The sequence below is a fragment of the Comamonas sp. BIGb0152 genome (assembly GCF_024809975.1).
In the GTDB taxonomy this organism is placed as follows: Bacteria; Pseudomonadota; Gammaproteobacteria; order Burkholderiales; family Burkholderiaceae_C; genus Comamonas.
Map to the genome: position 1 here is coordinate 74,207 of NZ_JANUDY010000006.1, position 24,044 is coordinate 98,250.

A 24,044-nucleotide genomic window follows, 5' to 3' on the forward strand; every position below is an offset into this window, starting at 1 on the left:
AGGTCGGCCGCAGGACATTGTCGATAAAGCGCTATGGCAAATACGGATATCACCCCCCCGCAGGCCAGCCTGCCTCTTTCTGCACATTCCCGCTTCGTCCAGCGCCTGCACCGCCGCTACGATGATTTGCTGGGTCTGCTGCCCGATGGCCCGCCAACCCATGCCACCATGGCCCCCACGCTCGCGGCCCTGCTGGCCAAGGGCCATGCGCTGGGCGCCGCGCTGCGCATACTGCGGCAATTGGTCATGGCGCGGCTGATCGATCTCGACTGCGACCAGCAGGCCGATCTGCAGACCATCACCCAGGGCGTGACCGAGCTGGCCGAGCTGACCTTGGACGCCGCCTGCACCGCCGCCCGCGCCGAGTTGGACAGCCGCCACGGCGCGCCCCGCGACGCCGACGGCCAGCCGGTGCAGCTGTGGATCATTGGCATGGGCAAGCTGGGCGCGCGCGAGCTCAATGTCTCCAGTGATATCGACCTGATCTATATCTATGAGCAAGAGGGCGAAACAGCGGGCCAGCCCGATGGCAGAGGCAAGCTCAGCAACCACGAATACTTCATCCGCGCCATCAAGCTGATCTACCAGCTGATTGGCGAGACCACCGAGCACGGCTTTGTGTTCCGCGTGGATCTGATGCTGCGCCCCCATGGCAACTCCGGCCCGGCTGCCATCTCGGTGGCGGCGCTGGAGGACTACCTGCAGACCCATGGCCGCGAATGGGAGCGTTTTGCCTGGCTCAAAAGCCGCATCGTGGCGCCGCTGGCCGATATCCGCAGCCCCAACGTGCAGGCGCTGCGCGGCGCGGTCTTGCCTTTTGTGTTCCGCCGCTACCTGGATTACGCCGTTTTCGATTCGCTGCGCAGCCTGCACCGCCAGATCCGCGAGCATGCCGCCAAGCGCAGTGCCGGCCACCCCGAGCGCGCCAATGACGTCAAGCTCTCGCGCGGCGGCATCCGCGAGATCGAGTTCATCGTGCAGTTGCTGCAAGTGGTGCGGGGCGGCCAGTTCCCAGAGCTGCGCTGCCGCGCCACCCTGGAGGCCCTGCCCCGCCTGGAGCGCGCCAGCCTGATGGCGCCCGAAACGGCGCAGGCCCTGGCTGATGCCTATATCTTTCTGCGCAAGGTGGAGCACCGCATCCAGTACCTGGACGACCAGCAAACCCATGTGCTGCCCACGCGCGATGACGACCTGCTGTGGATGGCGCAGACCCTGGGCTATGCCAATGAATGCCAATTCCTGCACCAGCTCGATGCCCACCGCGAGCTGGTAGCGCAGGAGTTTGACAAGCTGCTGGGCGGCAACGAAGCCTGCAAAGGCGGCCAGTGCGGCGGCGCCAAAGGCGCAGCGGCCAGCGCGCCCGAGCTGGACAGCGTTTTACCCCGCCTGCCCGAGGCGGTGCGCGAGCGCGTGCTGCAGTGGCAGCGCAATCCCCGCTACAGCTACCTGAGCGATGCCGGCACGGGGCGCCTGGTGCTGCTGCTGCAGCGCACCGCACAGTGGCTGAGCCAGGGCCTGGTCAGCGAGATAGCCGCCGTGCGCCTGGCCGACTGGATGGAATCGCTGCTGCGCCGCGAAAGCTACCTGGCCATGCTGCAAGAGCGCCCAGCGGTGCACGAGAAGCTGATGCACATGCTGGGTGCGGCCAAATGGCCGGCGCGTTACATGCTCCAGCACCCGGGCGTGATCGACGAGCTGGCCAGCGACGCGCTGATGCATGAGCGCTTCAACCCGCAAGAGTTCGAGGCCGACCTGGAGCGGCGCCGCGCAGCCCTGCAATCGACGGCGGAGGACGATGACGAGAACCTGCTCAACCTGCTGCGCCGCGCCCAGCATGCCGAAACCTTCCGCACCCTGGCGCGCGATGTCGAGCAGCAAATCACCGTCGAGCAGGTGGCCGATGACTTGTCAGCGCTGGCCGATGCCGTGCTGCGCGTGACCACCCGCTGGTGCTGGAGCCGGCTCAAGAGCGCCCACCGCGCCGAGCCGCAGTTCGGCATCATCGGCTACGGCAAGCTGGGCGGCAAAGAGCTGGGCTATGGCAGTGATCTGGACATCGTCTTCGTGTTTGACGACGACGACGAGCGCGCGCCCGAGGTGTATTCCGCCTTTGTGCGCAAGCTCATCAGCTGGCTGACCGTCAAGACCGGCGAAGGCGACCTGTTCGAGATCGACACCGCCCTGCGCCCCAATGGCAACTCCGGCCTGCTGGTGACCAGTTTTGACTCCTACGCCAACTACCAGCAGCAGCGCGGCAGCAACACCGCCTGGACCTGGGAGCACCAGGCCATGACACGATCGCGCTTTGTGCTGGGCAACCCGAGCTTGGCCGCGCGCTTCGACGCGGTGCGCGAGGCGGTGATCACGGCCCCGCGCGATGCCGCGTCACTGCGCAGCGAAATCGCCACCATGCGAGAGCGTGTGCGCAGCGCCCATCCGGTGCCCGCAGGTCTGTTCGATGTCAAACACAGCGTGGGCGGCATGATGGATGTGGAATTCGTCGTGCAGTACCTGGTCTTGCTGCATTCGGCTTGCAATCCCGCGCTGCGTCCCAACCTGGGGAATATCACGCTCTTGCGGCGTGCCGAAAGCGCCGGGTTGCTGCCCGCTGGCATGGGCGAGGAGGCAGCGAATGCCTACCGCGCGCTGCGCCGCGTGCAGCACGTTGCGCGCTTGAACGAGGCGCCCACCCAGGTGCCGGACACCGCTTTGCAGATCGAGCAACAAACCGTGCGAGCGCTGTGGGCGGCCGTGTTGCAAACCGGATGAGGGGCGCCGAAAGGCGAATGGAACTCGGGAATTAACAAGGGTTTATACTGTGTCACCACCCGTCGCTAGCATTCACTTACGCGTAAGGTCTCTCAAAACGATGTACTATCGACACACGAATGTCGATAAACTTAGTGAATGCTAACATAATGAGACAAATTATTTATTTGTTTACAATACATTTATGATGGTGGATGGAAACTAAAACCCGAGGCCTCACTCTTTGAAGAGGGTGGCGCCAGTAGGCGAAGTTTTCACCAAACCCTTTTCATGTTGCGAAGTCTTTCAGGCCGTATCAGGCATGACTGCAAACCTGGAGTGCTTCTCCTCCCTCCCTCTCTATCATTCACTTCGGGACGCTTCGCAACTTTTTTTATACCCAGGCCCAGTCCCCATGACTGGGCCTTTTTTTGTGCGCGTTTTGTCCCCGCCACTAGGGTCCGAGGCGGCGTGCCTTAGCCCTGGGGCTGTGTCGCGGCAAAGCTGGGCCGGGCCTCCAGGCGCTCCAGCAGCTGGGCCAGATTGGGGTAGCGCGTGGCCCAGTCAAGATCGGGAAAGCGAAACTGCAGCCAGGCGAGGCAGCAGCCCACGGCAATATCGGCCAGGCTGATGTGCACGCCCGTGCCGGCGAAATAGGTTTTCTGGCCCAGGCCCAGGCTCATGGCCTCCAGCCCCGCGCCGACCTTGCTCAGCTGGCGCTCCACCCAGGCAGGGCTGCGCTGCTCCGCCGAACGGCCAGTAAAAGCGTGCTCCATGCGCGCCAGCACAGCGGCATCCAGCACGCCATCGGCCATGGCTTCCCAGCTGCGGACCTCGGCGCGCTCACGGCCCAGGCCGGGGATCAATTTACCGACGGGCGACAAGGTATCCAGGTACTCGACGATCACCCGCGAATCGACCAGCACTGAGCCATCATCGAGCACCAGACAGGGCACCTTGCCCAGCGGGTTGACCGCCGCGATCGAGGCCTTGTCCTGCCAGACATCCAGCATCTCCAGACGGTAATCGAGTTTCTTCTCGGCCAATACCACACGCACCTTGCGCACATAGGGACTGGTCAGGCTTCCTAGCAATTTCATAGCAATAAAACCCATGCTTTCGGTGCCTACACTGGCCCAAGCCGCCCAACGCCCGGGGTGGGCGCATCGGCATCCTGGCTGTTGGCACCCCGAGATTGTAAATAGGCAAATCCAGACTGCCACCGCGGCAAACGGCCCGCTCCTACAATAGCGGCCCATGAGCCTGTCTTCCCTTACCGCCCTTTCTCCGCTGGATGGCCGTTACGCCTCCAAACTCGCCACCCTGCGCCCGATCATGAGCGAATTTGGCTACATGCATCGCCGTGTCCAGGTGGAGATCACCTGGTTTATCGCGCTGTCCGATGCCGGTTTTGCCGAGTTCTCGCCCTTGTCCGAGGGTGCACGCAGCTACCTGCACGGCCTGGTGAACCACTTCAGCGAAGCCGACGCCCAGGCGATCAAGGACATCGAGAAGACCACCAACCACGATGTCAAGGCGGTGGAGTACTGGATCAAGAGCAAGTTCGAGGCCCGGCCCGAGCTGCTCAAGGCCGCTGAATTTGTGCACTTTGCCTGCACCAGCGAAGACATCAACAACACCAGCCACGCGCTGCAGATCCGCGCCGGCCGCGACCAGGTGATCCTGCCGGGCCTGGACCGCGTGGTGCTCAAGCTGCGCGAGATGGCGCACCAGTACGCCGCCGTGCCCATGCTCAGCCGCACCCATGGCCAGACCGCCAGCCCCACGACCGTGGGCAAGGAACTGGCCAACGTGGTGGTGCGCCTGCAAGCGGCGATGGACCGCATTGCCAACGTCAAGCTGCTGGCCAAGATGAATGGCGCCGTGGGCAACTACAACGCCCACCTGTCGGCCTGGCCCGAGTTTGACTGGGAAAGCTTCAGCAAGCACGTGGTGGAAAAGCACGAGCCCCAGGGACTGGGCCTGACCTTCCAGCCCTACTCGATCCAGATCGAGCCGCATGACTACATGGCCGAGCTGTTCGATGCCATCGCCCGTGCCAACACCATCCTCATCGATCTGTCGCGCGACATCTGGGGCTATGTCTCGGTGGGCTACTTCAAGCAGCGCCTGAAGGCCGGCGAAATCGGCTCGTCGACGATGCCGCACAAGGTCAACCCGATCGACTTCGAAAATGCCGAAGGCAACCTGGGCCTGGCCAATGCCCTGTTGCGCCACCTGTCGGAAAAGCTGCCTATCAGCCGCTGGCAGCGCGACCTGACGGACTCCACCGTGCTGCGCAACATCGGCGTGGCCACCGGTTACGCCGCGCTGGCCTACACCTCGCTGATGACCGGTTTGAACAAGCTGGAGCTGAATGAAGAGCGCCTGGCCGACGACCTGGACAACGCCTGGGAAGTGCTGGCCGAGCCGATCCAGACCGTCATGCGCCGCTATGGCGTGCAAGGCGCTTATGAGAAGCTCAAGGAAGTCACCCGTGGCAAGACCGTGCGCGCCGAAGACCTGCACCAGCTGATCCACAGCCTGGAGATTCCGCAGGCTGACAAGGACCGGCTGCTGGCCATGACCCCAGCGAGCTACATCGGCAAGGCTGCCGAGCTGGCCCAGCGCGTTTAAGCACCTGCGTGCCCAAAGGCCAGGCGCCCTGCCCTGGCCTCTTACCCTCCCCTCTCACCGCCCGGCAGACCCGCAACGCGTCTGCCGGGCGCGCCGGATTCACCCCCGAAGCCAAGGCTTCGTCACCAGACACTGCCCCATGGCTATCAAATCCACCATCTACAAAGCCAATCTGTCGATTGCCGATATCGACCACAACTACTACGCCGACCACAACCTGACCCTGGCGCGCCACCCCAGCGAGACCGACGAGCGCATGATGGTGCGCCTGGTGGCGCTGGCCTTGAACGCCCACCAGCTGCAGGATCTGTGCAACGGTGACGGCACCCTGGGCTTTGGTGCCGGCCTGTCTGACCCGGACAACCCCGATGTGCACCTGACCGATTTCACCGGCGCCAAGCGCGTCTGGATCGAAGTCGGCCAGCCCGAAGAAAAGCCCATCACCAAGGCCTGCAACAAGTCGGACCATATGCTGGTGTACTGCTTCAACCACGCCGCAGAAATCTGGTGGAAGGGCCTGGAAGGCAAGCTGGCGCGGCAGGCCAAGCTCGAAGTGTTCCGCATTCCATCGGAGGTCTCGCAAGCATTGGCCGATCTGGCCGAGCGCAGCATGCAGCTGCAGGCCACCATCCAAGAAGGCCAGCTGAGCTTGTCCAGCGACAAGGGCACCGTCTTTGTAGAGCCTATTCGCTGGAAGTGATGCCACCTGCGGAGCGTGCACGCTCCGCATAGCGGTTGAAGCGCCAGGCCGTGCCCTGCGCGGTGATACGCCGCCACACCGCCCGCTTTTGCACCGGACTGTAGGCCAGCCAGTGCTGCACCTCGTCAAAACTGCGCCCGCAGCCCTTGCACACCGCATCACCCTGGCTGGTGGAGCAAATGGCAATGCAGGGCGTATCCGGTGTGCTTTCCCACCAGGCCAGCCAGGCCTGCATGGCCAGCGCCCCCATCTCGCGGGCATCTACTTCGTCCTTGCGCTGGTACACCAGCTGTGCATAAACCTCGGCCAAGGCACGGACCTCGGGCGACAAGGCCAGGCCATCACCACTGGGCGCGCGCTTGCGCCAGTGGTTGATAGCGGCTTCCAGATCGGTCAGGTGTATGCAGTCCATGGCAGCCAGAATGATAGACCCGGCGCATCCCAATCACCACACCCGCACCCGCCTTCACTTGTGCACAGCTTGTTATCCACAGATGTGGGCAAGTGCACACACCAGGGAATACTCTGTGCAGTGGCCCGGTCTTTGTCACCCCAAATGGCCTTGTTTGTGTTCCAATACGCGCTGACGAAGGGGAGTAGCTCCCGTTGTTGCCTTGCCAGCGGCAAGCGCAGCGACATGTAATGCGTCGTCAGTACGAAGCCTCACGGCTTCCGGCGCGTTAGGTTCATGGCCCACATGATCTGAGCAAGACCTTTGAAAACCATGGTGCCGCACCACAGGTCTTCGAAGCTACTGCCCGGCTGTTGGCTATTTCTAGCGCCAACGCTGAACAACGTCGCCTCCCTGACTTGTAACGACACCCCACCGGATGGCCTGTGCATGGTGCATGGGCTGCCTTTTAAAAATTAGGTGCTTACATGGACTTGGATTTTCTGACGCACGCGCCCTTCTGGATCGCACTGGGCCAAATCATCATCATCGACATCCTGCTTGGCGGGGATAACGCGGTGGTGATTGCGCTGGCTTGCCGCAAACTGCCCCCCGACCTGCGCCGCAAAGGCATTCTCTTTGGTACCGCCGGCGCGATTGTGCTGCGCGTCATCCTGATCGCGTTTGCGATGTTCCTGCTGGCCCTGCCTTTCCTGAAGTTTGTCGGCGCCATCTTGCTGTTCTGGATCGGCGTCAAGCTGCTGGTGCCTGAGGACGAAGAACACGGCAACATCCAAGGCAGCGACCGCCTGTTTGCCGCCATCAAGACCATCATCGTGGCCGACCTGGTCATGAGCGTGGACAACGTCATCGCCATCGCCGGTGCCGCACAGAACGCCGGTGAAGAACACCACATGCTGCTCATCATCCTGGGCCTGCTGATCTCGATCCCGATCATCGTCTGGGGCAGCCAGCTGGTCATCAAGCTGATGGAGCGCTTCCCCATGGTCATCACCGCCGGCGGCATGCTGCTGGGCTGGATTGCGGGTGGCATGCTGATCTCCGACCCCGTGTTTGCCAACCCCGACAAGTGGACCTGGATGTTCAAGATCGACCAGGGCAAGACCTTGCACTACGCAGCCGCTGCTGCAGGCGCACTGTTTGTGCTGGCGGTGGGCAAATGGCTGGCCAACAAAAAAGCCAAGGAACTCCCGGCGGCCAACGTACACTAAGCCCATACCCGCCCTCTATCACCACTGCTGGCAGCCCCACGCTGCCAGCCCCACTTAGGCCACTTGGATGAACGTAAAGATAGTCTTTGTAGATGATGCCGCCTTTGCCCTGCAGCGCTTGAACGAGTGCGCAACCATCAACGACGAGCACTGGGTGCTGGTGGCTTGCGCCCCCAAGATCACCCGCAGGGCCAGCCGCTGGGGCAATCGCAGCACCCTCGAAAAGTGGCGCAACAAGTGGGCCAAGAACCTGTTTGAGGGCCTGATCCCGCAAAGCACGCAACTGCAGCGCGCCCGCGTCTCGACCCACATCTCGGAAGTCAGCGTTCAGCAAATGACCGCCCAACTGCATGCCGAGTACCCCCAGGCCGAAGTCCTCGACTGGCGCCGCCCCAAAGCCATCTCGGAGCCGCCATCGGCCGACTTTGTGCCGCGTCCAGCCAAGCTGGCAGGGTCGTTGTTGGGGATTTTGGGTGTTTGCTTTACGTTGGCGCTGGATTAATTCACTGCGCGTACAGCAACAACTGCCACCACACCAAGCACCTTCGGGTGCTTTTTTCATGGCCATGCAGCCTCGCTGACCTTGCGTTTGATCTCGCCTCATACACAGCCAGTCCGCTATCCGCTATGCTGCAAGCCATGAAACTCATCCTCAAATGGCTGCTCTCCGCAGTCGCCCTGCTCTGTGTCGCCTACCTCTACAGTGGCGTGGAAATCCGCAGCTTTGGCGCGGCGCTGATTGCGGCGCTGCTGATAGGGCTGTGCAATGCCATCGTGCGCCCGGTACTGATCGTGCTGACCCTGCCCGTCACCATCCTCACCTTGGGCCTGTTCATCTTTGTCATCAATGCATTGATGTTCTGGGCCGCGTCCGGTATCGCGGGCAGCGGTTTCGTGGTGCACGGCTTTTGGGCCGCACTGATCGGCTCGGTGCTCTACTCCATCATCAGCCTGGTCATCGAATCACTTACGGGCCGCCTGCTCCTTGGCAAGTGATTGCATCTCGCGCAAGCGGGTGTCGATGATCGAGGCCTCGTAGTAGTCATTGCGGTTCTGGCTGCTTCGCGCCATGTCCTGGCCGGCGCGCAGTCGGTCTACTGCGGCGGCATAGTCATACTGTGCGGCGCGGCTTTCGGCCTCGGCACGGATGGCACGCAGCGGCTGGCTCTGCTGGCGCAGCACCCATGACAGTGCCAACCAGGCGCCCACATCCTTGGGCCACTGCGCCACCAAGGTTTGCAACCGGCTGCTGGTCTGGTGCAGCACATCACCATAAGCAGCCACCTCTGATGCAGGCAGCTGTGCCAGCGCTTGCGCCGCAAGCATCAACGCTGGCCGGCCGGCATCATCCGCCACCACCGCCTTCACTTCCGGCAGCAGCACATCATTCGTGCTGTCCTGGATGCTCAGCGACTTGTCCGATCCCCGCGTGATGACCGCATCGTTGACTAGCCCGGTCATCGCGTTGCTCACCGTTACCGAAGTGCTGCCAGCCTTGCCGGGCTGCGCCTTGGCCGGCTGCATCTTGGCCAGCGCCGCCAGTGCTGCCAGTGCCTCTTGGGGCTGGCGTTGGTGCACCGCCAAATCAGCGCGCAATAACTGCGCCTCACGCAAGGCATCCGGAAAGGCCTGCACCAGGCGATCGAGCTGGTCCAGCGCGGTACGCGCCTCCGCCTGGCGCCCCAACTGGCTCTGCGACATGGCAGCCAGGTACCAACCACCGGCTTGCTGGTCGGCAGATCGGCCGGCAAATTCGGCCGTTGCCGTCAGATCCACCCATTGCTGCAATACGCGGGGCTCGGGCTTGGACAAAACCCGTGCGCGGGCCGACATCATCTGCGCCACCATGCCCGTGTCCTGAGGCTTGCGCGCCGCCCCCGCTGGCAGGCGCGATTGCATATCGGCAATGCGCTCGGTCGTCAGCGGGTGGCTGCGCAAATACGGCCAGCTGCCATTGTCATTCATGCGGTTGGCTTGCTGCAGCTTCTCGAACATACTGACAAAACCGGCCTGCGAATAGCCTGCAGGCGGCATCAGGCTCATGCCAGTGCGGTCGGCCTCTCGTTCCATATCGCGAGAAAAGTTCAGCTGGGACTGAATCACCGCCGCCGAGCTGCCTACCATCAAGGCCTGCGCGGCCGCCGGGTTTTTGCTGGCCGCCAGCGCTCCGAGAATCATGCCCGCAATCATCACTGGCGTCATCCGCGACTGGCGGGCCAGCATGCGCGCAATATGGCGCTGGGTGATGTGGCTCATCTCGTGGGCCAGCACAGAGGCCAACTCATCGCGGCTGCCCACAACGCCCACCAAACCGGTCTGCACGCCCATAAAGCCTCCCGGCAATGCAAAGGCGTTCACCGTTGCATCCTGGATCAGCATCACCTGCCAGGCAAAGCGCTCCTGCAGTTCAGACGTCAAGGTGCCGCGCTGCCGCGCTGCCAGCATCAGCTCCTGCCAGATGCCGTTGACGTATTCATAAAGGATCGCGTCATCGAGAAACTGCGGATCGCGATAGATCTCGCGCGCAATGTCATCGCCCAGGCGCCGCTCCTCGCTGGTAGTCATCTCGGCGCCCTCGCCCATCGCTGGCAAGCTCGTGTCGGCCCGCGCCTGCATGGGGGCCAGTGCCGTGACTGCAACCATATGGGCTGCCAGCAGGGCAGACGCTGTGCGTTTAAAAAACCATGTATTCATTCAAAATTCCGTGCGGCAGCAGATGCTGAATCTGAATCAAGCCAGAGGGAGGCCAGAGCGGGCTCCTGACCATCAGGCATGAACGCCAACACGTATGATGAAGCACCATTGCACAAGTTGCACCCTGTATTGCGGCTTGTGACGTTTTGAACCCGGAAGCACCATGACTGAACTCACCCATTTTGACGCCCAGGGCCAGGCCCATATGGTCGATGTAGGCGCTAAGCCTAACACCCATCGCATTGCGATTGCAGAGGGCTTTATCACCATGCAGGCTGCCACCTTGGACATCATTGCCGCGGGCACCGCCAAAAAAGGGGATGTGCTGGGGATTGCGCGCATCGCCGGCATCATGGCGGCAAAGAAGACCAGTGAGCTGATACCCCTGTGCCACCCGATTGCGCTGACCAAGGTGGCGGTGGATTTTGAGCTGTTACCTGAAAAGAGTGCTGTGCGGTGCGAAGTTAGAACAGAAACCGTCGGCCCCACTGGTGTTGAAATGGAAGCCTTGACCGCTGTGCAAGTAGCGTTGTTGACTATTTATGACATGTGCAAGGCTGTGGATAAGGCGATGACGATAAATGACGTGATTTTACTGATAAAGCAGGGCGGGAAATCAGCATCTGCAATATCCAAATAAATATAATTAATTAAGTTATCATTTAAAATAAATTCAAAGAATTTATTTTTACCACCCATTAATTTGCATATATCCAACAATTTCTGTAGTATTTTTATTCAACAATACAACCCAATCAACATCATTAAACCCCACCAATGGAATATAAATAATACCACTAATATCTAATTTCGATCCCCCCTTCAAAAACTGATTAATCTGCTCTTTCTCTTTCAATAGATTTAGCAATGGCTTACCAGACTTTTTTAACTGAATATCTACATCTCTATAAGGAATCCATCGATCAGGTTGATATGCGGGGTGTATACCGTTCAGCGCGTCCCTAACACTATTCATGAAATTTGGATCAGTTCCTTGATATATCTTCACCCCTATTGGTTTTGGCCCCGACCAACTTAATTTAGGAATATCTTGGGATGTCAAACTCATTTTGGAAAAATCAATATCTGCCATACTAACAACGCGAAATCTGTTGCCCTCAAAGGCAATATACACAGGCCGAGATTTAGCAAGAGCATACACCCCATAGGTCAACGCGCTAATCTGAATCAATACAATTACCGCCATATCTCGCGCAAGCTCAGATCTTGTCTTCGATGACTTCCATATAACCAAGGTCAAAATAGGTCCGCAAATAATATCAATTACCACCATCAGAAAAAATAAATCTTTTCCACCTTGAATATCATAAAATGGCCGAGGATACCAAACTAAAAAAATTACAGCTGCAATTGCGGCCACCACTAATACACTAGCAATGAAATGTAAACCTGCGACTCTAAAAGCGGATTTAATACGCATTTGTAAAATAATAAAAAAAAGCGCCCAAAGGCGCTTTTTGTATTTATAAGAAATTTTACTTGCACTCGGAAGGTGCATATTTCGCCAACAAGGTACCTGCAGTTACACCAGTAAAACCAGCTGCACCAGCACCCGCAGCTGCGCAACGCCAAGCTACCGATTCTGCGGGTGGGGTGAACGCAGCACCTGCTGCTGCAGGCAAAGCCGTACCAATAGGAGCATTAGGCGTAAAAGTAACGGTACCGGCACCAGCTGCAGCGGTCGTAGTCATCGTGATAATACCAGTATCGGCAGCGATCGTCACGTCTTGAGTATTTTTCGTAGCCGTACCAAATGCCCATTGACCAGCATAACCTTGTGCATCGGCATTTGAGTTACCTGCAGCCAACACATCAGCCACTTGCCCCTTAGCTGCTCCAGCTTGAACCAGACCTTCAGCTACACGAGCGCGAACAGTGTAATCTTGGTAAGCAGGCAGCGCCACAGCAGCCAAAATACCGATAATCGCCACAACGATCATCAGTTCGATCAGGGTGAAACCCTTTTGCATCTTACGCAGCATGTTGAATCCTCTCTATGTAACCAGTGATTAGGTAGCCTTGTCGAGCGACTTGGCGTGCATCACTTATTGCAAGTGCTGTGCCAACTTTTAGCGCCAACGCATCTTGCGGCTTCGACTGACAAAAGTGCGGCGTTTTGTTAACTTATTGTGCAAGATGTTCATAAATGTCATCAATCTAAGTTTTCTGCCATTTTTGTCACCTTTTGGCAGCCATGTGCATGGGACTCGAAAACAGAAACGGCACCCGAAGGTGCCGCCGTCGCTGTGATACGCACTACAAACGCGAGCCTTGGGTCCAGAGCCCTACCCCCAAAACTCATAAGCCATCCCCGCCAGCTCAATCCGATCCCCCTTGCGCATCGACAGCCCCACGCCATTCAGCGCCTGCCCGTTCAACACCACATCGGCCGAGCCATCCACCTTGGTAGCGATATAGCCTTTGCCGCGCTTGGTCAGCGCAGCGACGGCGATACCAGGGCGGCCGACGGTGGTGACGACTTTGGACAGCATGATGTCTTCACTGGCACCACTGATGGCGCGCAGATAGGGGCTGGGGGTGTAGGGCTGCTCTTCGGCAGGGGGAAAGTCTGCAGGGACGGTGGGGGTGTCTTCGCCATGATCCGCATGCGCGGGCTTGGCCGTCAGGCTGCCGGCTTCGCTGGCGTGCATGAAGTGGCTTTCGGGCACGAGGGAGTTCATCAAAAAGCGGATGCGGCATTTGCCGATGTCGAGCAGATCACCGCTTTGCAGCACCTGGCGGCGCACTTTGAGGCCGTTGACGCGGGTGCCGTTGGTGCTGCCCAGGTCTTCGACGACGACGATGCCGATCTTTTTCTCATAGGTGAAGGCCACATGCTCGCCGCTGACCGCCATGTCGGTCAACACGATGTCGTTGGTGGAACGACGACCAAGGGTTGCCCTGGACTCTGTCAGCACGTAGTCCTGAACCACCACACCATCCAACGAAACTATGAGTCTTGGCATATTGATAAACCTCGTTTCAATTATATGCAGATAAGCTATACAAATGACGTTTTCGATATACGGTTGACAAAGGATCACGATGTGTGGGGTGCTCCCGGTTTTTGGTTAAGGGTTTACCCTTTTCATGCCATCTGACTGACGCTGATCAATGTGCAGAAAGTTCGCGCTTGCCCCTGCGATCTTGCCGTGGCCCACGTGCACAGTCCGGCCCAGCAATGCGAAAAGCGCCCGAAGGCGCTTTGCTCTTGAGTGATGAGTAGGGAGTGGACTATCCCTGCGCAGGCACCGTATTGCGCTTTTGCAGCCACAGCCCCAGGCCCACCACCAGTGCGGCACCGGCAGCAGCGGCCAGGTAGTGCAAGGCGGGGTTGGCTTCGACAAAGCCGTGCAGCAGCCTGTCGTTCATGATGGTTTCGCCGCCCACCCAGCCGATGAGGCCGGCGCCCAGGATGATGATGACCGGGAAGCGCTCCATCAGCTTGATCATCAAGGTGGAGCCAAACACCACCAGCGGGATGGAGATGGCCAGGCCCAGGATCAGCAGCAGCATATTGCCGCCAGCCGCTGCGGCCACCGCAATCACATTGTCCAGGCTCATCACCAAGTCGGCGATCAGGATGGTGCGGATGGCGGCCATCATCGTGCCGGTGCCCTTGCCCGCGCCCTCTTCCTCGTCATGGCTGGTCAGCAGCTGCAGGCCAATCCACAGCAGCAGGCAACCGCCAACGATCTGCAGGAAGGACAGCTCCAAGAGCTTGGCGGCGACCACGGTCAGCAAGATGCGCAGCACCACGGCGGCGCCTGAGCCGAACATGATCGCTTTTCTTTGTTGTTCTGGGGGCAGGGAGCGCGCTGCGAGCGCGATGACAACGGCGTTGTCGCCCGAGAGAATGATGTTGATCCAGATGATCTTCACCAGCCCGATCCAGAAGTCGGGATGATTGACGTAATCCATAGGTGCTCCGTAGTTATGAATAAAGACGCCAGACCGGTACGATCTGGCGTCTTCTTTTTATGGAGTACGCAGTTTAGCGGGGCATGCCGCCCCTGGCATGCGTAATTTTGCTTACTTCAGCAGGCCTTGCAGCAGGCGGCCCATTTCGGATGGGTTGCGGGTGATGGTGAAACCACACTCTTCCATGATCGCCAGCTTGGCATCTGCCGTGTCGGCGCCGCCGGAGATCAGCGCGCCAGCGTGGCCCATGCGCTTGCCGGGGGGAGCCGTCACACCAGCAATGAAGCCCACAACCGGCTTCTTCATGTTGGCCTTGCACCAGAGAGCCGCTTCGGCTTCGTCCGGACCGCCGATTTCGCCGATCATGATCACCGCGTCGGTGTTCGGATCGTCGTTGAAGGCGCGCATCACGTCGATGTGCTTGAGACCATTGATGGGGTCACCACCGATACCGACGGCCGACGACTGGCCAATGCCCAGCTCGGTCAGCTGTGCCACGGCTTCATAGGTCAGGGTGCCCGAACGGCTCACCACACCGATACGGCCTGGCTTGTGGATGTGACCGGGCATGATGCCGATCTTGATTTCACCGGGGGTAATCAGGCCTGGGCAGTTAGGGCCCAGCAGCAAGGTCTTCTTGCCGCCAGCCGATTCCTTGGCCTTCATCTTGTTGCGCACTTCCAGCATGTCGCGCACAGGGATGCCTTCGGTGATGCAGATGGCCAGGTCCAGGTCGGCTTCCACCGCTTCCCAGATGGCAGCTGCAGCGCCAGCCGGTGGCACATAGATCACGGACACGGTGGCACCGGTGTCCTTGGCAGCGTCCTTGACCGAACCGTAGATTGGGATGTCGAAAATCTTTTCGCCAGCCTTCTTGGGGTTCACGCCAGCGACGAAGCAGTTCTTGCCGTTCGCGTATTCCTGGCACTTTTCAGTGTGGAACTGGCCGGTCTTGCCGGTGATGCCTTGGGTAATGACTTTGGTGTCTTTATTGATATAGATAGACATGTGTGTTCTCCAGGGCTTACTTCACTGCGGCAACGATCTTGGTGGCGGCTTCGGCCATGGTGTCGGCCGAAATGATGGGCAAGCCCGATTCGGCCAGCATCTTTTTGCCCAGCTCTTCGTTGGTGCCCTTCATGCGCACCACCAGTGGCACGCTCAGGTTGACGGCCTTGCAAGCGGTGATCACGCCGGTAGCGATGGTGTCGCACTTCATGATGCCGCCGAAGATGTTGACCAAAATGCCCTTGACCTTGGGGTTCTTGAGCATGATCTTGAAGGCTTCGGTGACCTTCTCGGGGGTGGCACCGCCGCCCACGTCCAGGAAGTTGGCAGGCTCGCCGCCGAACAGCTTGATGGTGTCCATGGTCGCCATGGCCAGGCCAGCGCCGTTCACCAGGCAGCCGATGTTGCCGTCCAGGCTGATGTAAGCCAGGTCGAACTTGGAAGCTTCCACTTCTGCTGGATCTTCTTCGTCCAGATCGCGGAAGGCCACCAGCTCTGGGTGGCGGAACAGCGCGTTCGGGTCGAAGTTGAACTTGGCGTCCAGCGCAATCACGTTGCCCTTGGAGTCACGGTTGAGCGGGTTGATTTCAACCAGCGATGCGTCCGTGTCCATGTAGCACTTGTACAGCTTTTGGCAGATATCGATGAACTGGGCCACCGAATCAGCAGGCATGCCGATGCCCTTGGCCAGCTCGTCGCCGTTGGCTTGCGTGAAGCCAGCAATCGGGTCAACCAGCACGGTGATGATCTTTTCGGGGGTGCTGTGTGCCACTTCCTCGATGTCCATGCCGCCTTCGCTAGAAGCGATGAAGGCCACCTTCTGCGTGCCGCGGTCGGTCACGGCAGACAGGTAGTACTCCTGCTGGATGTCCGCACCGTCTTCGATGTACAGGCGACGCACCTTCTGGCCTTCTGGGCCGGTTTGGTGGGTGATCAGCTGCATGCCGAGGATTTGCTCGGACAGGGCCTTCACGTCGTCGATGGTCTTGGCAACCTTCACGCCGCCGCCCTTGCCGCGGCCGCCTGCGTGAATCTGTGCCTTCACCACCCACACGGGGCCGCCCAGCTTCTGTGCTGCTTCCACTGCTTCTTGCACAGTGAAGGCGGGGATACCGCGCGGAACGGGCACGCCGAACTGACGCAAGATTTCCTTGCCTTGGTATTCATGAATTTTCATGATGTCTCTCAGTAAAACAAAATGGGAAAAAACCCGGCGGCCGAGCGCGCAGAACAAAGAATTCGCAAACAAGGCAGAAGGCCTGGCAGTCCGCGAATTTACCATGCTGCACTGCGCCATGGGAGGCAGCGCCTACAGGAGCCCCAACAGGCCTCCGGGGTTTGACGCCCGCCCGGAATGCTTATAGCTATTATTTGTATAGCTAACTAGCCAAGTCGGGCAGCGATCTCCATCCAATCCGTCTGTCAGCCAAGGCGTTTTTCGTCTGTCAGCGCTTGGCGCAAAAGATGTCGTTAAATACCCGAGCAGTGCAGGATTTTTGGCACAGCAGCCAGGTGCTGACACATTTTTGCGCTAGTACACACTGCGCTTGTGCGCTGCGCCGCGCCAAGCCAGCACCTTCAAACGGCAGGCACACCGCATCCGGCCTGCCACTGACAAGCGCCGATGGGGCAAATTTGCCATCCGCCCACACACAAAGCAGCGCTTTGTATGACAATAAGCACTTTCCCGAACCCAAGCGCCCGCTGCCCACGCAGGGGCCACCGCACAGCAGGAGTGATGGCAATGGCAAAAGTGTTTATCGACGGCGAAGCTGGCACCACCGGTTTGCAGATTCGCGAACGCCTGGTGGACATGCCCGGCGTGGAGTTGGTAAGCATTGCGCCTGAGCTGCGCAAGGACCCTGCGGCCAAGCGCGCGCTGATCGCTGGCGTGGATCTGGTCATCCTCTGCCTGCACGACGATGCCGCCAAGGACACCACGGGCATGGTCGATGCCATCGAGCAGGAAACCGGCCGCAGCATCAAGATCATCGATGCCTCCACCGCCCACCGCACCAACGACCAGTGGGTCTATGGCTTCCCCGAGCTGAGCGCCGGCCAAAAGAGCGCCGTGCAAGCGGGCAAGCGCGTCTCCAACCCGGGCTGCTACGCCACCGGGGCGATCGCCATTCTGCGCCCGCTGATCGACGCTGGCCTGGTCCCCGCCGATGCCGCGCTGGCACTGCCCTCGGTATCCGGCTACTCGGGCGGCGGCCGCCAGATGATGGAAGCCTACGAGGCCGGCGGTGCCGCGCCTTATGAGGCTTATGCCCTGGGCCTCACGCACAAGCACATCCCCGAAATCCTGAAATACACCGGCCTGACCCGCCGCCCCGTGTTCATCCCCGCCGTTGGCAATTTTGCCCAGGGCATGCTGGTGCAGCTGCCGCTGCACCTGGATGACCTGCCCGGCAAGCCGCTACTGAGCGACCTGCACAACGCCTTGGCCGCCCACTACGCCAAAACCAACCAGGCCGAGCAATGGGTAGAGGTGTTGCCACCGACCGAAGACAGCAAGCTGGCCGCCGATACGCTGACAGGCACCAACAAGCTGGAAATCCGCGTGTTTGGCAACGAGCAGCTGCGCCAGGCCGTGGTCATCGCCCGCCTGGACAACCTGGGCAAGGGCGCCAGCGGCGCAGCGGTGCAAAACCTCAAGCTGATGCTGGGCCTGTAACCCTCACCCGTACCGCTCAACCCATCAAAGCCGCTACCCAGCGGCTTTTTTTATGTGCGCCGGGGTGCCGCACAGGGGGCATTGGCCGACACCGCCGGTGGCGCTTTATGCCTACCATGGCTCCAAACTACAGCCATAACACGATGAGACACCACCCTATACGCCTCTTGCGCCGGCTTGGCGCTGCTTGGCCATTGGCGCTGCTGCTCTGCGCCGCCGCCCAGGCCCAAACGGCCAATCCCCAACAAGGCGAGCGGATCGCCAACAACGGCTTACCGCCCACGGTCGCCTCTTGCGCAAGCTGCCATGGTGCCCAGGGCCAGGGCATGGCCGTGTTCCCACCGTTGGCGGGCCAGGGCGCGGCGTATTTGCGCAGCCAGTTAGAGGCGTTTGCCGATGGCTCGCGCAGCAACCCCATCATGGCGCCCATCGCCAAAGCTTTGAATGCGCAGGAGCGTGCCGATGTAGTGGCTTACTTTGCCAGCCTGCCAAACGGCATAGCCGCCACCGCAGGCAAGGCCGATGCCAAAGACAAAGGCGCCTGGCTGGTGGAGCGTGGTCGGCAGCAAGATGGCGTGCCCGCTTGCGCCAGCTGCCACGGGCCAGGCGGCGCAGGGGTGGGCGCGCATTTCCCGGCCATTGCCAAGCTCAGCGCCAGCTATATGCAAGCGCAGGTCGATGCCTGGAAACAAGGCAGCCGCCCGCCCGGGCCGTTGGGCTTGATGGAGGGCATTGCCAAAAAGCTCAGCGCCGACGATGTCAGCGCCATCGCCCAGTACTACGCCGGCACATCCGGCACGGCCAAGCCTTGAGCGGAGCACACCATGGATTACCAACGCCCCAACCATGTGGAAACGCCTGAGGAACAGGCCCGCACCCAGCACAACGAATGGCAGGCCCTCAAGATCTTTGTGGTGATCGTCACCGCCATCGTGCTGGTAGCGGCCATCCGCTTTGGCATGGAGGTGAGCCACAGCATGCGCGAGCTGACAGATCCACGCCCTGCAGCAGCGGCCCCTGCGCCGGCCGCCCCGCCGGCAGACGCAAAACCGGCTGCGGCAAGCGCCAGCCCTGCACCCGCAACGCCTGCAGCTTCGCCATCGGATGCCGCGAAAACGGCTACCGCAGCCGCCACGGCAGCTGTCGCAGCACCCGCAACCGCAAGCACCGCCGCCTTCAAGCCGCCTGCCGCCGATGCCATCCCCGAAGGCCCCATGGGCGATGTGATACGCCGGGGCGAGCAGATTTTTCTGCACACCAGCACGCAGGCCAAGGCCTTTGTCGGCAACACGCTCAACTGCGTCAACTGCCACTTGGATGCCGGGCGGGCCGCTCATTCCGCGCCGCTGTGGGGCGCCTACACCCAATACCCCGCCTACCGCAGCAAAACCAAGAGCGTGGATACCTTCTCCGAGCGGCTGCGCGGCTGCTTTATGTACAGCATGAACGGCAAGGCCCCACCCCATGGCGATGAGGTGCTGGTGGCGCTGGAGGCCTATGCCTACTGGATGTCCAAGGGCGCGCCGGTGGCAGAGAAGCTGCCCGGCGCCAGCTACCCCAAAGTAGCCAAGCCCGCGCAGGCACCCGACTACGCACGCGGCCAAAAGGTGTTTACCGCCCAATGCGCGCTGTGCCACGGCGATGACGGCCAGGGCCAGCGCAGCGGCGATGTGCAGGTTTTCCCGCCGCTGTGGGGCAAGCAGTCGTACAACTGGGGCGCCGGCATGCATGAGGTGGACAAGGCCGCCGGCTTTATCCAGGCCAATATGCCGCTGGGCAAGGCCAATACCCTCAGCGACCAGGACGCCTGGGATGTGGCGACCTACATCAACAGCCACGAGCGCCCGCAAGACCCGCGCTTTACCGGCAATGTTGCGGACACGCGCAAACAGTTTCACGACAGCGCATTCTCGCTCTACGGCCAGACCGTGAATGGCCAGCTGCTGGGCCAAGGCGCCAAGTAAAAAAGCTGCCAACGCCGCCCAGACGAGGGCATGCGTTGGCAGCTCTTCAGACCTCTCCGACCAGGTATCAGCGCTCCACCGTGCGGTTCCAGCGCTTGTTCCATTCGGGGCGGTCGGCATTGACCACATCCCAGTCCACCGCCACCGCGTTCTTCAAGATGGCGTTCATCTTGTTTTGCTCTTCGGCGGGCTTGCCTTGCAGCTTGGTCTTGGGGTTCACGGGGTTGTAGCTGCCGTTTTCCATCGCCAGGGCCTGGGCTTCAGGGCTCACCAAGTATTCCACCAGCTTTTGCGCCAGCTCGGACTCGGGGTTGTTGTTGAGCGCGCACATGGCGGTCATCAGCACCACGGCGCCTTCCTTGGGCGCCACATATTCCATGGGGATGCCCTTGGACTTCATCAGCTCGGCCTGCGTCAAGGTGTAGGGGAAGATGGCGGCATCACCGGCCTGCATCATCTCCACCACCTTGGACGAGTTGGGGATGTACTCCACCACATTCGGGCCAATCGTGGTCGGCCAGGCCTTGAAAGCCGGGTCCACGTTCTTCTCGTTGCCGCCCTTGATGCGGTTGAACATCAAAAACGCATGCAGACCAAAGGACGATGCTGGCATCGATTGCACGACCACCTTGCCCTTGAGCTTGGGGTCCGCCAGGTCGTTCCAGGAGGTGGGCGCGGCCCAGCCCTTGTCGGCAAACATCTTGGTGTTGTAGGCCAGGCCGGTCAGGCCCATCGACAGGCCAATCGCGCTGTCCTTGATCTTGGCGATGTCCGGAATCTCGCTGTAGCCGGCAGCGGGCTTGAGCTTTTCGCACAGGCCCATGCTGATGGCGCGGTACATCACGCCGTCATCCAGGGTCATGACCTGCATCTGGGCCTTGTCCTTGGAGGCCTGGGCCTTGGCCAGGATGTCGGTCGAGGTGCCGGGCACCACGACGACCTTGACATTGTTGGCCTTCTCGAACGCGGGGAACACGAACTGCGAGTAGGTGCGCTCCATGTTGCCGCCATTCATGCCGATGTAGATGGTTTTGGTCTGCGCCTGCACCGCGCTGGCCGCAGCCACCACAGAGGCCATCAGGGCGATGGCACGCACAGGGGTTTTGAGGGTCGTCGTCCAAGAAGACATGTGGATTCCTTTCAGGTTGAACATGCGGTGTCGCTAAAACGGTCTATACGGAAAGCATCGATCGGCGTGCTGCTGCGGCCCTGGTCAATCAGCTCGGCCATCACATCGCCCACACCCGGGCCCAGCTGAAAGCCCCCACCGGCAAAGCCAAAGGCATGGTAGAGGCCGGCCTGGCGGCTGCTGGCGCTGATGATGGGTTCGTGGTCGGGCAAGGCACCCTCGTTGCCGCTCCAGGTGCGGATCAGCTGGGCGTTCTTCAACTGGGGCAGCAGCTCCACCAGCTGCGGCAGCTGCGCCCAGACGGTGGTGTGGCGGTTGCGGGCGCGGGTGTCGTCCAGCACCAGGCCGGGCCCGCCGCCAAACACCACATTGCCCCGGCGCACCTGGCGGCAGTAAATGCTGCCGCCCTCCACGCCCAGGCTCCAACGCAAAAAATAGGGCAAGGGCTCCGTCACGCCCATGGCCGGCGGGCGTATGCGCATGGGCACGGCTTCGCCGCACTGCTCGGCAAACTGGCCGGCCCAGGCGCCTGCGGCGTTGACCACCACATTGGCGCGGATCTCCATCTCGGGCGTGCGCACCACAAAGCGCTGGCCATTGTGTGCCACCTCCAGCACGGGCGTGTGCTCCAACACCTGGGCCCCCGCCCGGGCAGCGGCCGTGGCAAATGCGGGCGACAAGATACGCGGGTTGGCCTGGCCGTCATGGGGGCAGAACGAGCCGCCCACCACCTTGGCGCCGCCCACCGGAAAGCGCTTGTGCAGCGCTGCGCCATCGAGCAGCTGCAGATCCAGCCCGCAGTCGCGCGTCTTGTCGGCATAGTGCAGCAGCGCATCCATATCCGCCTGCGAACGGGCAATCTTGAAGTGGCCCGAGCGCTCGTACTCGGCCTCGGTGCCGATCAGCGCGGTCAGCCGCCCCCAGTGCTGGTGGGCGCGCTGCGACAGCGGCAGCATCGCCAAGGACCGACCCTGGCGGCGCACGCCACCAAAGTTGACGCCGCTGGAGCGGGAGCCACAGAGATCGCGCTCGACCACCGTGACCTGGATGCCACGCTGGCGCAAAAACAGCGCCGTGCTGGCGCCCATGATGCCGCCGCCAATCACCACCACCTCAGTGGCCAGTTGCTTAACCATGGCTGGCCTCCTGGTCGTGCTGCACCACGGTCATGTCCAGCGGCAAAGGCTTGATCGGCGCCTGGCCCCGGATGCGGCCTATCTGCGCTACCGGCACTTTTAAGGTATCGGCCAGGATCTCGGTCGCCGCCACGCCGCACATGCGGCCCTGGCAGCGGCCCATGCCCACGCGGCACAGCGCCTTGATGCGGTTGATATCGCCCTGCGGCTGGGTGGCAGCGGTAGCGCGCAGCTCACCCGCCGTGATGTTCTCGCAGCGGCACACCACCAACTCATCGGGTGCGCGCGCAGCCCAGTCGTCGGGAAAGGGAAACGCCACCTCCAGCGCCTGGCGGAACTGCTGGGTCTTGTCCAGCTGCTGGCGCAGTTTGGCCTGGCGCGCCGCATCGGTGGCAATGCCCCGGTCCTGCAACAAAGCCAATGCGGCCAGCTCGCCGGACATCTCGGCCGCGTCAGCCCCCATGATGCCGGCGCCATCGCCCGCCAGGTAGACGCCGGGCACAGTGCTGCGCCGATCGGCATCGATCTGCGGCACATAGCAGCGGTGCAGCGGTGCAAAGGCAAACTCGCATCCCAGCAGGTCAGCCAGCTGCGTCTCGGGCCGCAGCGCATAGCCCAGGCCGATGGCGCTGCAGGTGGTGCGCTGCTCGGCGCCCTGCGCATCCTTCCACACAATGGCATGCACCCGGTCGGCGCCTTCGGCGCGCAGCAGCTGCACCCCGTGGTGCACCGGCACATCGTGGAACATCAGCCAGCTCAAAAAATACACGCCCTTGGCCGCCACCGCAGGCTGGGCCAGCATCGCCGGTGCCGCCTTGTAGCGCTGCGCCGCCGGGGCGGTGTCCAGCACCGCCAGCACCCGGCCGCCGGCCTTGGCATATTGGTAGGCCACCAGGTAGAGCAAGGGGCCGGTGCCGGCAAACACCACGGCGTCGCCAATCACACAGCCCTGGTACTTGAGGGCCACCTGGGCGCCGCCCAAGGTGTAGACACCGGGCAGGGTCCAGCCCGGCAGGGGCAGCACGCGGTCGGTGGCACCGGTGGCCACAATCAGATCGCGCCAGCGCAGGGTATCTGCCGTGCGCCACGCCGTGTGCAGCAGGTCCAGGGTATGGCCCTGGGCGTTCCAGACGAGGGTGTCGGGCCGGTAGTCCAGCTGCGGGCGCAGGCGGTCAAAGCTCTGGTGCAGGTCGCTGGCGCGGCCGGCCTCAAAGCCATACAGTTCCTTGGCACTGCGGCCAAAGCCCTCGGGCTGGCGGCGGTAGATCTGGCCACCGGCCTGGGGCGCCTCGTCAATGACGACCGGGCGCAGGCCGTGGGCCAGCAAGGTCTGTGCGGCACGGATGCCGGCTGGCCCGGCACCCACGATAACGGGCGGGCCGTCGGCGGGCCGGGGGTCATCCAGGTAAAAATCGCTGCCGATCATGGGTGCACCTGGCTGGCATTGCTGGCGTTCGCAGCGGCTACGGCCTCTGCACTGGTACACACCTGCATGCCCGCTTGCAGCAGGGTGGAGCAGGCGCGCAGCTTGCGGCCGGCCTGTTCGCCGCCCAAGGTCACCCAGCAATCCTGGCAGGCGCCCATCATGCAAAAACCGGCGCGCGGGGTATGGGCAAACTCGTGGCTGCGCAGCTGGGCCGACTGGGTGAGCACGGCGGTCAGCACCGTGTCGCCCTGCAGCGCCTGGGCCGGCTGGCCGTTGAGCACAAACTGCAGCGGCGGGCGGCCCTGCTCCTTGAGGCGCACCAGCTGGCCGGCTGGCAAAAGGGGGCTTGCGTGTGCCATG

Annotated in this window: 23 protein-coding genes; 10 read left to right on the forward strand and 13 right to left on the reverse strand. The window is 61.5% G+C overall.

The annotated features are described in order from the left end of the window. The first annotated feature begins 33 nt into the window (after positions 1-33). A complete protein-coding gene (glnE, locus tag M2375_RS13235; protein ID WP_259167854.1) occupies positions 34-2,769 on the forward strand; it encodes a bifunctional [glutamate--ammonia ligase]-adenylyl-L-tyrosine phosphorylase/[glutamate--ammonia-ligase] adenylyltransferase in 2,736 nt (911 codons plus the stop codon). Positions 2,770-3,224: 455 nt separating this feature from the next. Here the strand turns inward: glnE and M2375_RS13240 are convergent, their stop codons facing one another. Next, positions 3,225-3,848 (reverse strand): glutathione S-transferase family protein, encoded by a 624-nt coding sequence (locus tag M2375_RS13240; RefSeq protein WP_259167856.1) that lies wholly within the window; start codon positions 3,846-3,848, stop codon positions 3,225-3,227. Between the two features lie 157 nt (positions 3,849-4,005). Here M2375_RS13240 and purB point away from each other — a divergent pair, with 157 nt between their 5' ends. Further along, positions 4,006-5,385 carry an adenylosuccinate lyase gene (gene purB / locus M2375_RS13245; RefSeq protein ID WP_259167857.1) on the forward strand — a complete coding sequence of 460 codons (1,380 nt, stop codon included), beginning with the start codon at positions 4,006-4,008 and terminating at the stop codon, positions 5,383-5,385. Positions 5,386-5,524: 139 nt separating this feature from the next. Then, positions 5,525-6,085 (forward strand): YaeQ family protein, encoded by a 561-nt coding sequence (locus M2375_RS13250; protein ID WP_259167859.1) that lies wholly within the window; start codon positions 5,525-5,527, stop codon positions 6,083-6,085. Here the strand turns inward: M2375_RS13250 and M2375_RS13255 are convergent. Then, on the reverse strand, positions 6,069-6,497 hold the full coding sequence (locus M2375_RS13255) for a DUF3717 domain-containing protein (RefSeq protein ID WP_259167860.1): 429 nt from the start codon (positions 6,495-6,497) through the stop codon (positions 6,069-6,071). The genes M2375_RS13250 and M2375_RS13255 overlap by 17 nt on opposite strands. 467 nt (positions 6,498-6,964) lie before the next feature. Here M2375_RS13255 and M2375_RS13260 point away from each other — a divergent pair, with 467 nt between their 5' ends. The 3 genes from M2375_RS13260 (at position 6,965) to M2375_RS13270 (ending at position 8,704) form a co-directional block, all read left to right on the forward strand. Further along, positions 6,965-7,708 (forward strand): TerC family protein, encoded by a 744-nt coding sequence (locus tag M2375_RS13260; RefSeq protein WP_259167863.1) that lies wholly within the window; start codon positions 6,965-6,967, stop codon positions 7,706-7,708. Between the two features lie 67 nt (positions 7,709-7,775). Beyond that, complete coding sequence (locus tag M2375_RS13265) at positions 7,776-8,210, forward strand: hypothetical protein (RefSeq protein ID WP_182326455.1); 435 nt, start codon at positions 7,776-7,778, stop codon at positions 8,208-8,210. Between the two features lie 137 nt (positions 8,211-8,347). Beyond that, on the forward strand, positions 8,348-8,704 hold the full coding sequence (locus M2375_RS13270; protein WP_021026611.1) for a phage holin family protein: 357 nt from the start codon (positions 8,348-8,350) through the stop codon (positions 8,702-8,704). Here the strand turns inward: M2375_RS13270 and M2375_RS13275 are convergent. After that, on the reverse strand, positions 8,672-10,351 hold the full coding sequence (locus M2375_RS13275; RefSeq protein ID WP_259167871.1) for a M48 family metalloprotease: 1,680 nt from the start codon (positions 10,349-10,351) through the stop codon (positions 8,672-8,674). The two genes, M2375_RS13270 and M2375_RS13275, sit on opposite strands and share 33 nt — an antisense overlap. Positions 10,352-10,565: 214 nt before the next feature. Here M2375_RS13275 and moaC point away from each other — a divergent pair, with 214 nt between their 5' ends. Continuing rightward, entirely contained in the window at positions 10,566-11,042 is a 477-nt protein-coding gene (gene moaC / locus M2375_RS13280; RefSeq protein ID WP_259167874.1) for a cyclic pyranopterin monophosphate synthase MoaC, read from the forward strand. 48 nt (positions 11,043-11,090) lie between these two features. Here moaC and tfpZ read toward each other — a convergent pair whose 3' ends face one another. The 6 genes from tfpZ to sucC form a co-directional block, all read right to left on the reverse strand. Beyond that, positions 11,091-11,921 (reverse strand): TfpX/TfpZ family type IV pilin accessory protein, encoded by an 831-nt coding sequence (gene tfpZ, locus M2375_RS13285; RefSeq protein ID WP_259167877.1) that lies wholly within the window; start codon positions 11,919-11,921, stop codon positions 11,091-11,093. Then, positions 11,899-12,405, reverse strand: coding sequence for a pilin (locus M2375_RS13290; RefSeq protein ID WP_259167878.1), 507 nt, complete (start codon positions 12,403-12,405; stop codon positions 11,899-11,901). Before M2375_RS13290 ends, tfpZ begins: the two co-directional genes overlap by 23 nt. 303 nt (positions 12,406-12,708) lie before the next feature. Further along, complete coding sequence (locus M2375_RS13295; RefSeq protein WP_259167880.1) at positions 12,709-13,389, reverse strand: FHA domain-containing protein; 681 nt, start codon at positions 13,387-13,389, stop codon at positions 12,709-12,711. Positions 13,390-13,657: 268 nt separating this feature from the next. Further along, on the reverse strand, positions 13,658-14,344 hold the full coding sequence (locus tag M2375_RS13300; RefSeq protein WP_259167882.1) for a TerC family protein: 687 nt from the start codon (positions 14,342-14,344) through the stop codon (positions 13,658-13,660). A 111-nt stretch (positions 14,345-14,455) separates the two neighbouring features. After that, positions 14,456-15,352, reverse strand: coding sequence for a succinate--CoA ligase subunit alpha (gene sucD / locus M2375_RS13305; RefSeq protein WP_259167884.1), 897 nt, complete (start codon positions 15,350-15,352; stop codon positions 14,456-14,458). A gap of 16 nt (positions 15,353-15,368) precedes the next feature. After that, on the reverse strand, positions 15,369-16,529 hold the full coding sequence (gene sucC, locus M2375_RS13310) for an ADP-forming succinate--CoA ligase subunit beta (RefSeq protein ID WP_259167885.1): 1,161 nt from the start codon (positions 16,527-16,529) through the stop codon (positions 15,369-15,371). Between the two features lie 567 nt (positions 16,530-17,096). Between sucC and argC the strand changes: the two genes are divergently transcribed. From argC to M2375_RS13325, 3 genes are all read left to right on the forward strand, one after another. Then, positions 17,097-18,029, forward strand: a complete 933-nt coding sequence (argC, locus tag M2375_RS13315; protein WP_259167888.1) for an N-acetyl-gamma-glutamyl-phosphate reductase — start codon at positions 17,097-17,099, stop codon at positions 18,027-18,029. A 143-nt stretch (positions 18,030-18,172) separates the two neighbouring features. Next, entirely contained in the window at positions 18,173-18,841 is a 669-nt protein-coding gene (locus M2375_RS13320) for a c-type cytochrome (protein WP_259167890.1), read from the forward strand. Between the two features lie 12 nt (positions 18,842-18,853). Continuing rightward, positions 18,854-19,993 carry a c-type cytochrome gene (locus M2375_RS13325; RefSeq protein ID WP_404979323.1) on the forward strand — a complete coding sequence of 380 codons (1,140 nt, stop codon included), beginning with the start codon at positions 18,854-18,856 and terminating at the stop codon, positions 19,991-19,993. A 67-nt stretch (positions 19,994-20,060) separates the two neighbouring features. On the opposite strand, the gene M2375_RS13330 is transcribed toward M2375_RS13325, so the two are convergent. The 4 genes from M2375_RS13330 to M2375_RS13345 are packed head-to-tail and all read right to left on the reverse strand — an operon-like array spanning position 20,061 to position 24,043. Further along, the gene (locus tag M2375_RS13330) at positions 20,061-21,122 is read right to left on the reverse strand and encodes an ABC transporter substrate-binding protein (RefSeq protein ID WP_259167892.1); all 1,062 of its coding nucleotides are present in this window, start codon (positions 21,120-21,122) and stop codon (positions 20,061-20,063) included. 11 nt (positions 21,123-21,133) lie between these two features. Next, positions 21,134-22,258 (reverse strand): FAD-binding oxidoreductase, encoded by a 1,125-nt coding sequence (locus M2375_RS13335; RefSeq protein ID WP_259167895.1) that lies wholly within the window; start codon positions 22,256-22,258, stop codon positions 21,134-21,136. Then, entirely contained in the window at positions 22,251-23,684 is a 1,434-nt protein-coding gene (locus M2375_RS13340) for an NAD(P)/FAD-dependent oxidoreductase (RefSeq protein WP_259167896.1), read from the reverse strand. The genes M2375_RS13335 and M2375_RS13340 overlap by 8 nt, the downstream gene beginning before the upstream one ends. Continuing rightward, positions 23,681-24,043 (reverse strand): (2Fe-2S)-binding protein, encoded by a 363-nt coding sequence (locus tag M2375_RS13345; RefSeq protein WP_259167898.1) that lies wholly within the window; start codon positions 24,041-24,043, stop codon positions 23,681-23,683. The genes M2375_RS13340 and M2375_RS13345 overlap by 4 nt, the downstream gene beginning before the upstream one ends. Position 24,044: the final 1 nt, after the last annotated feature.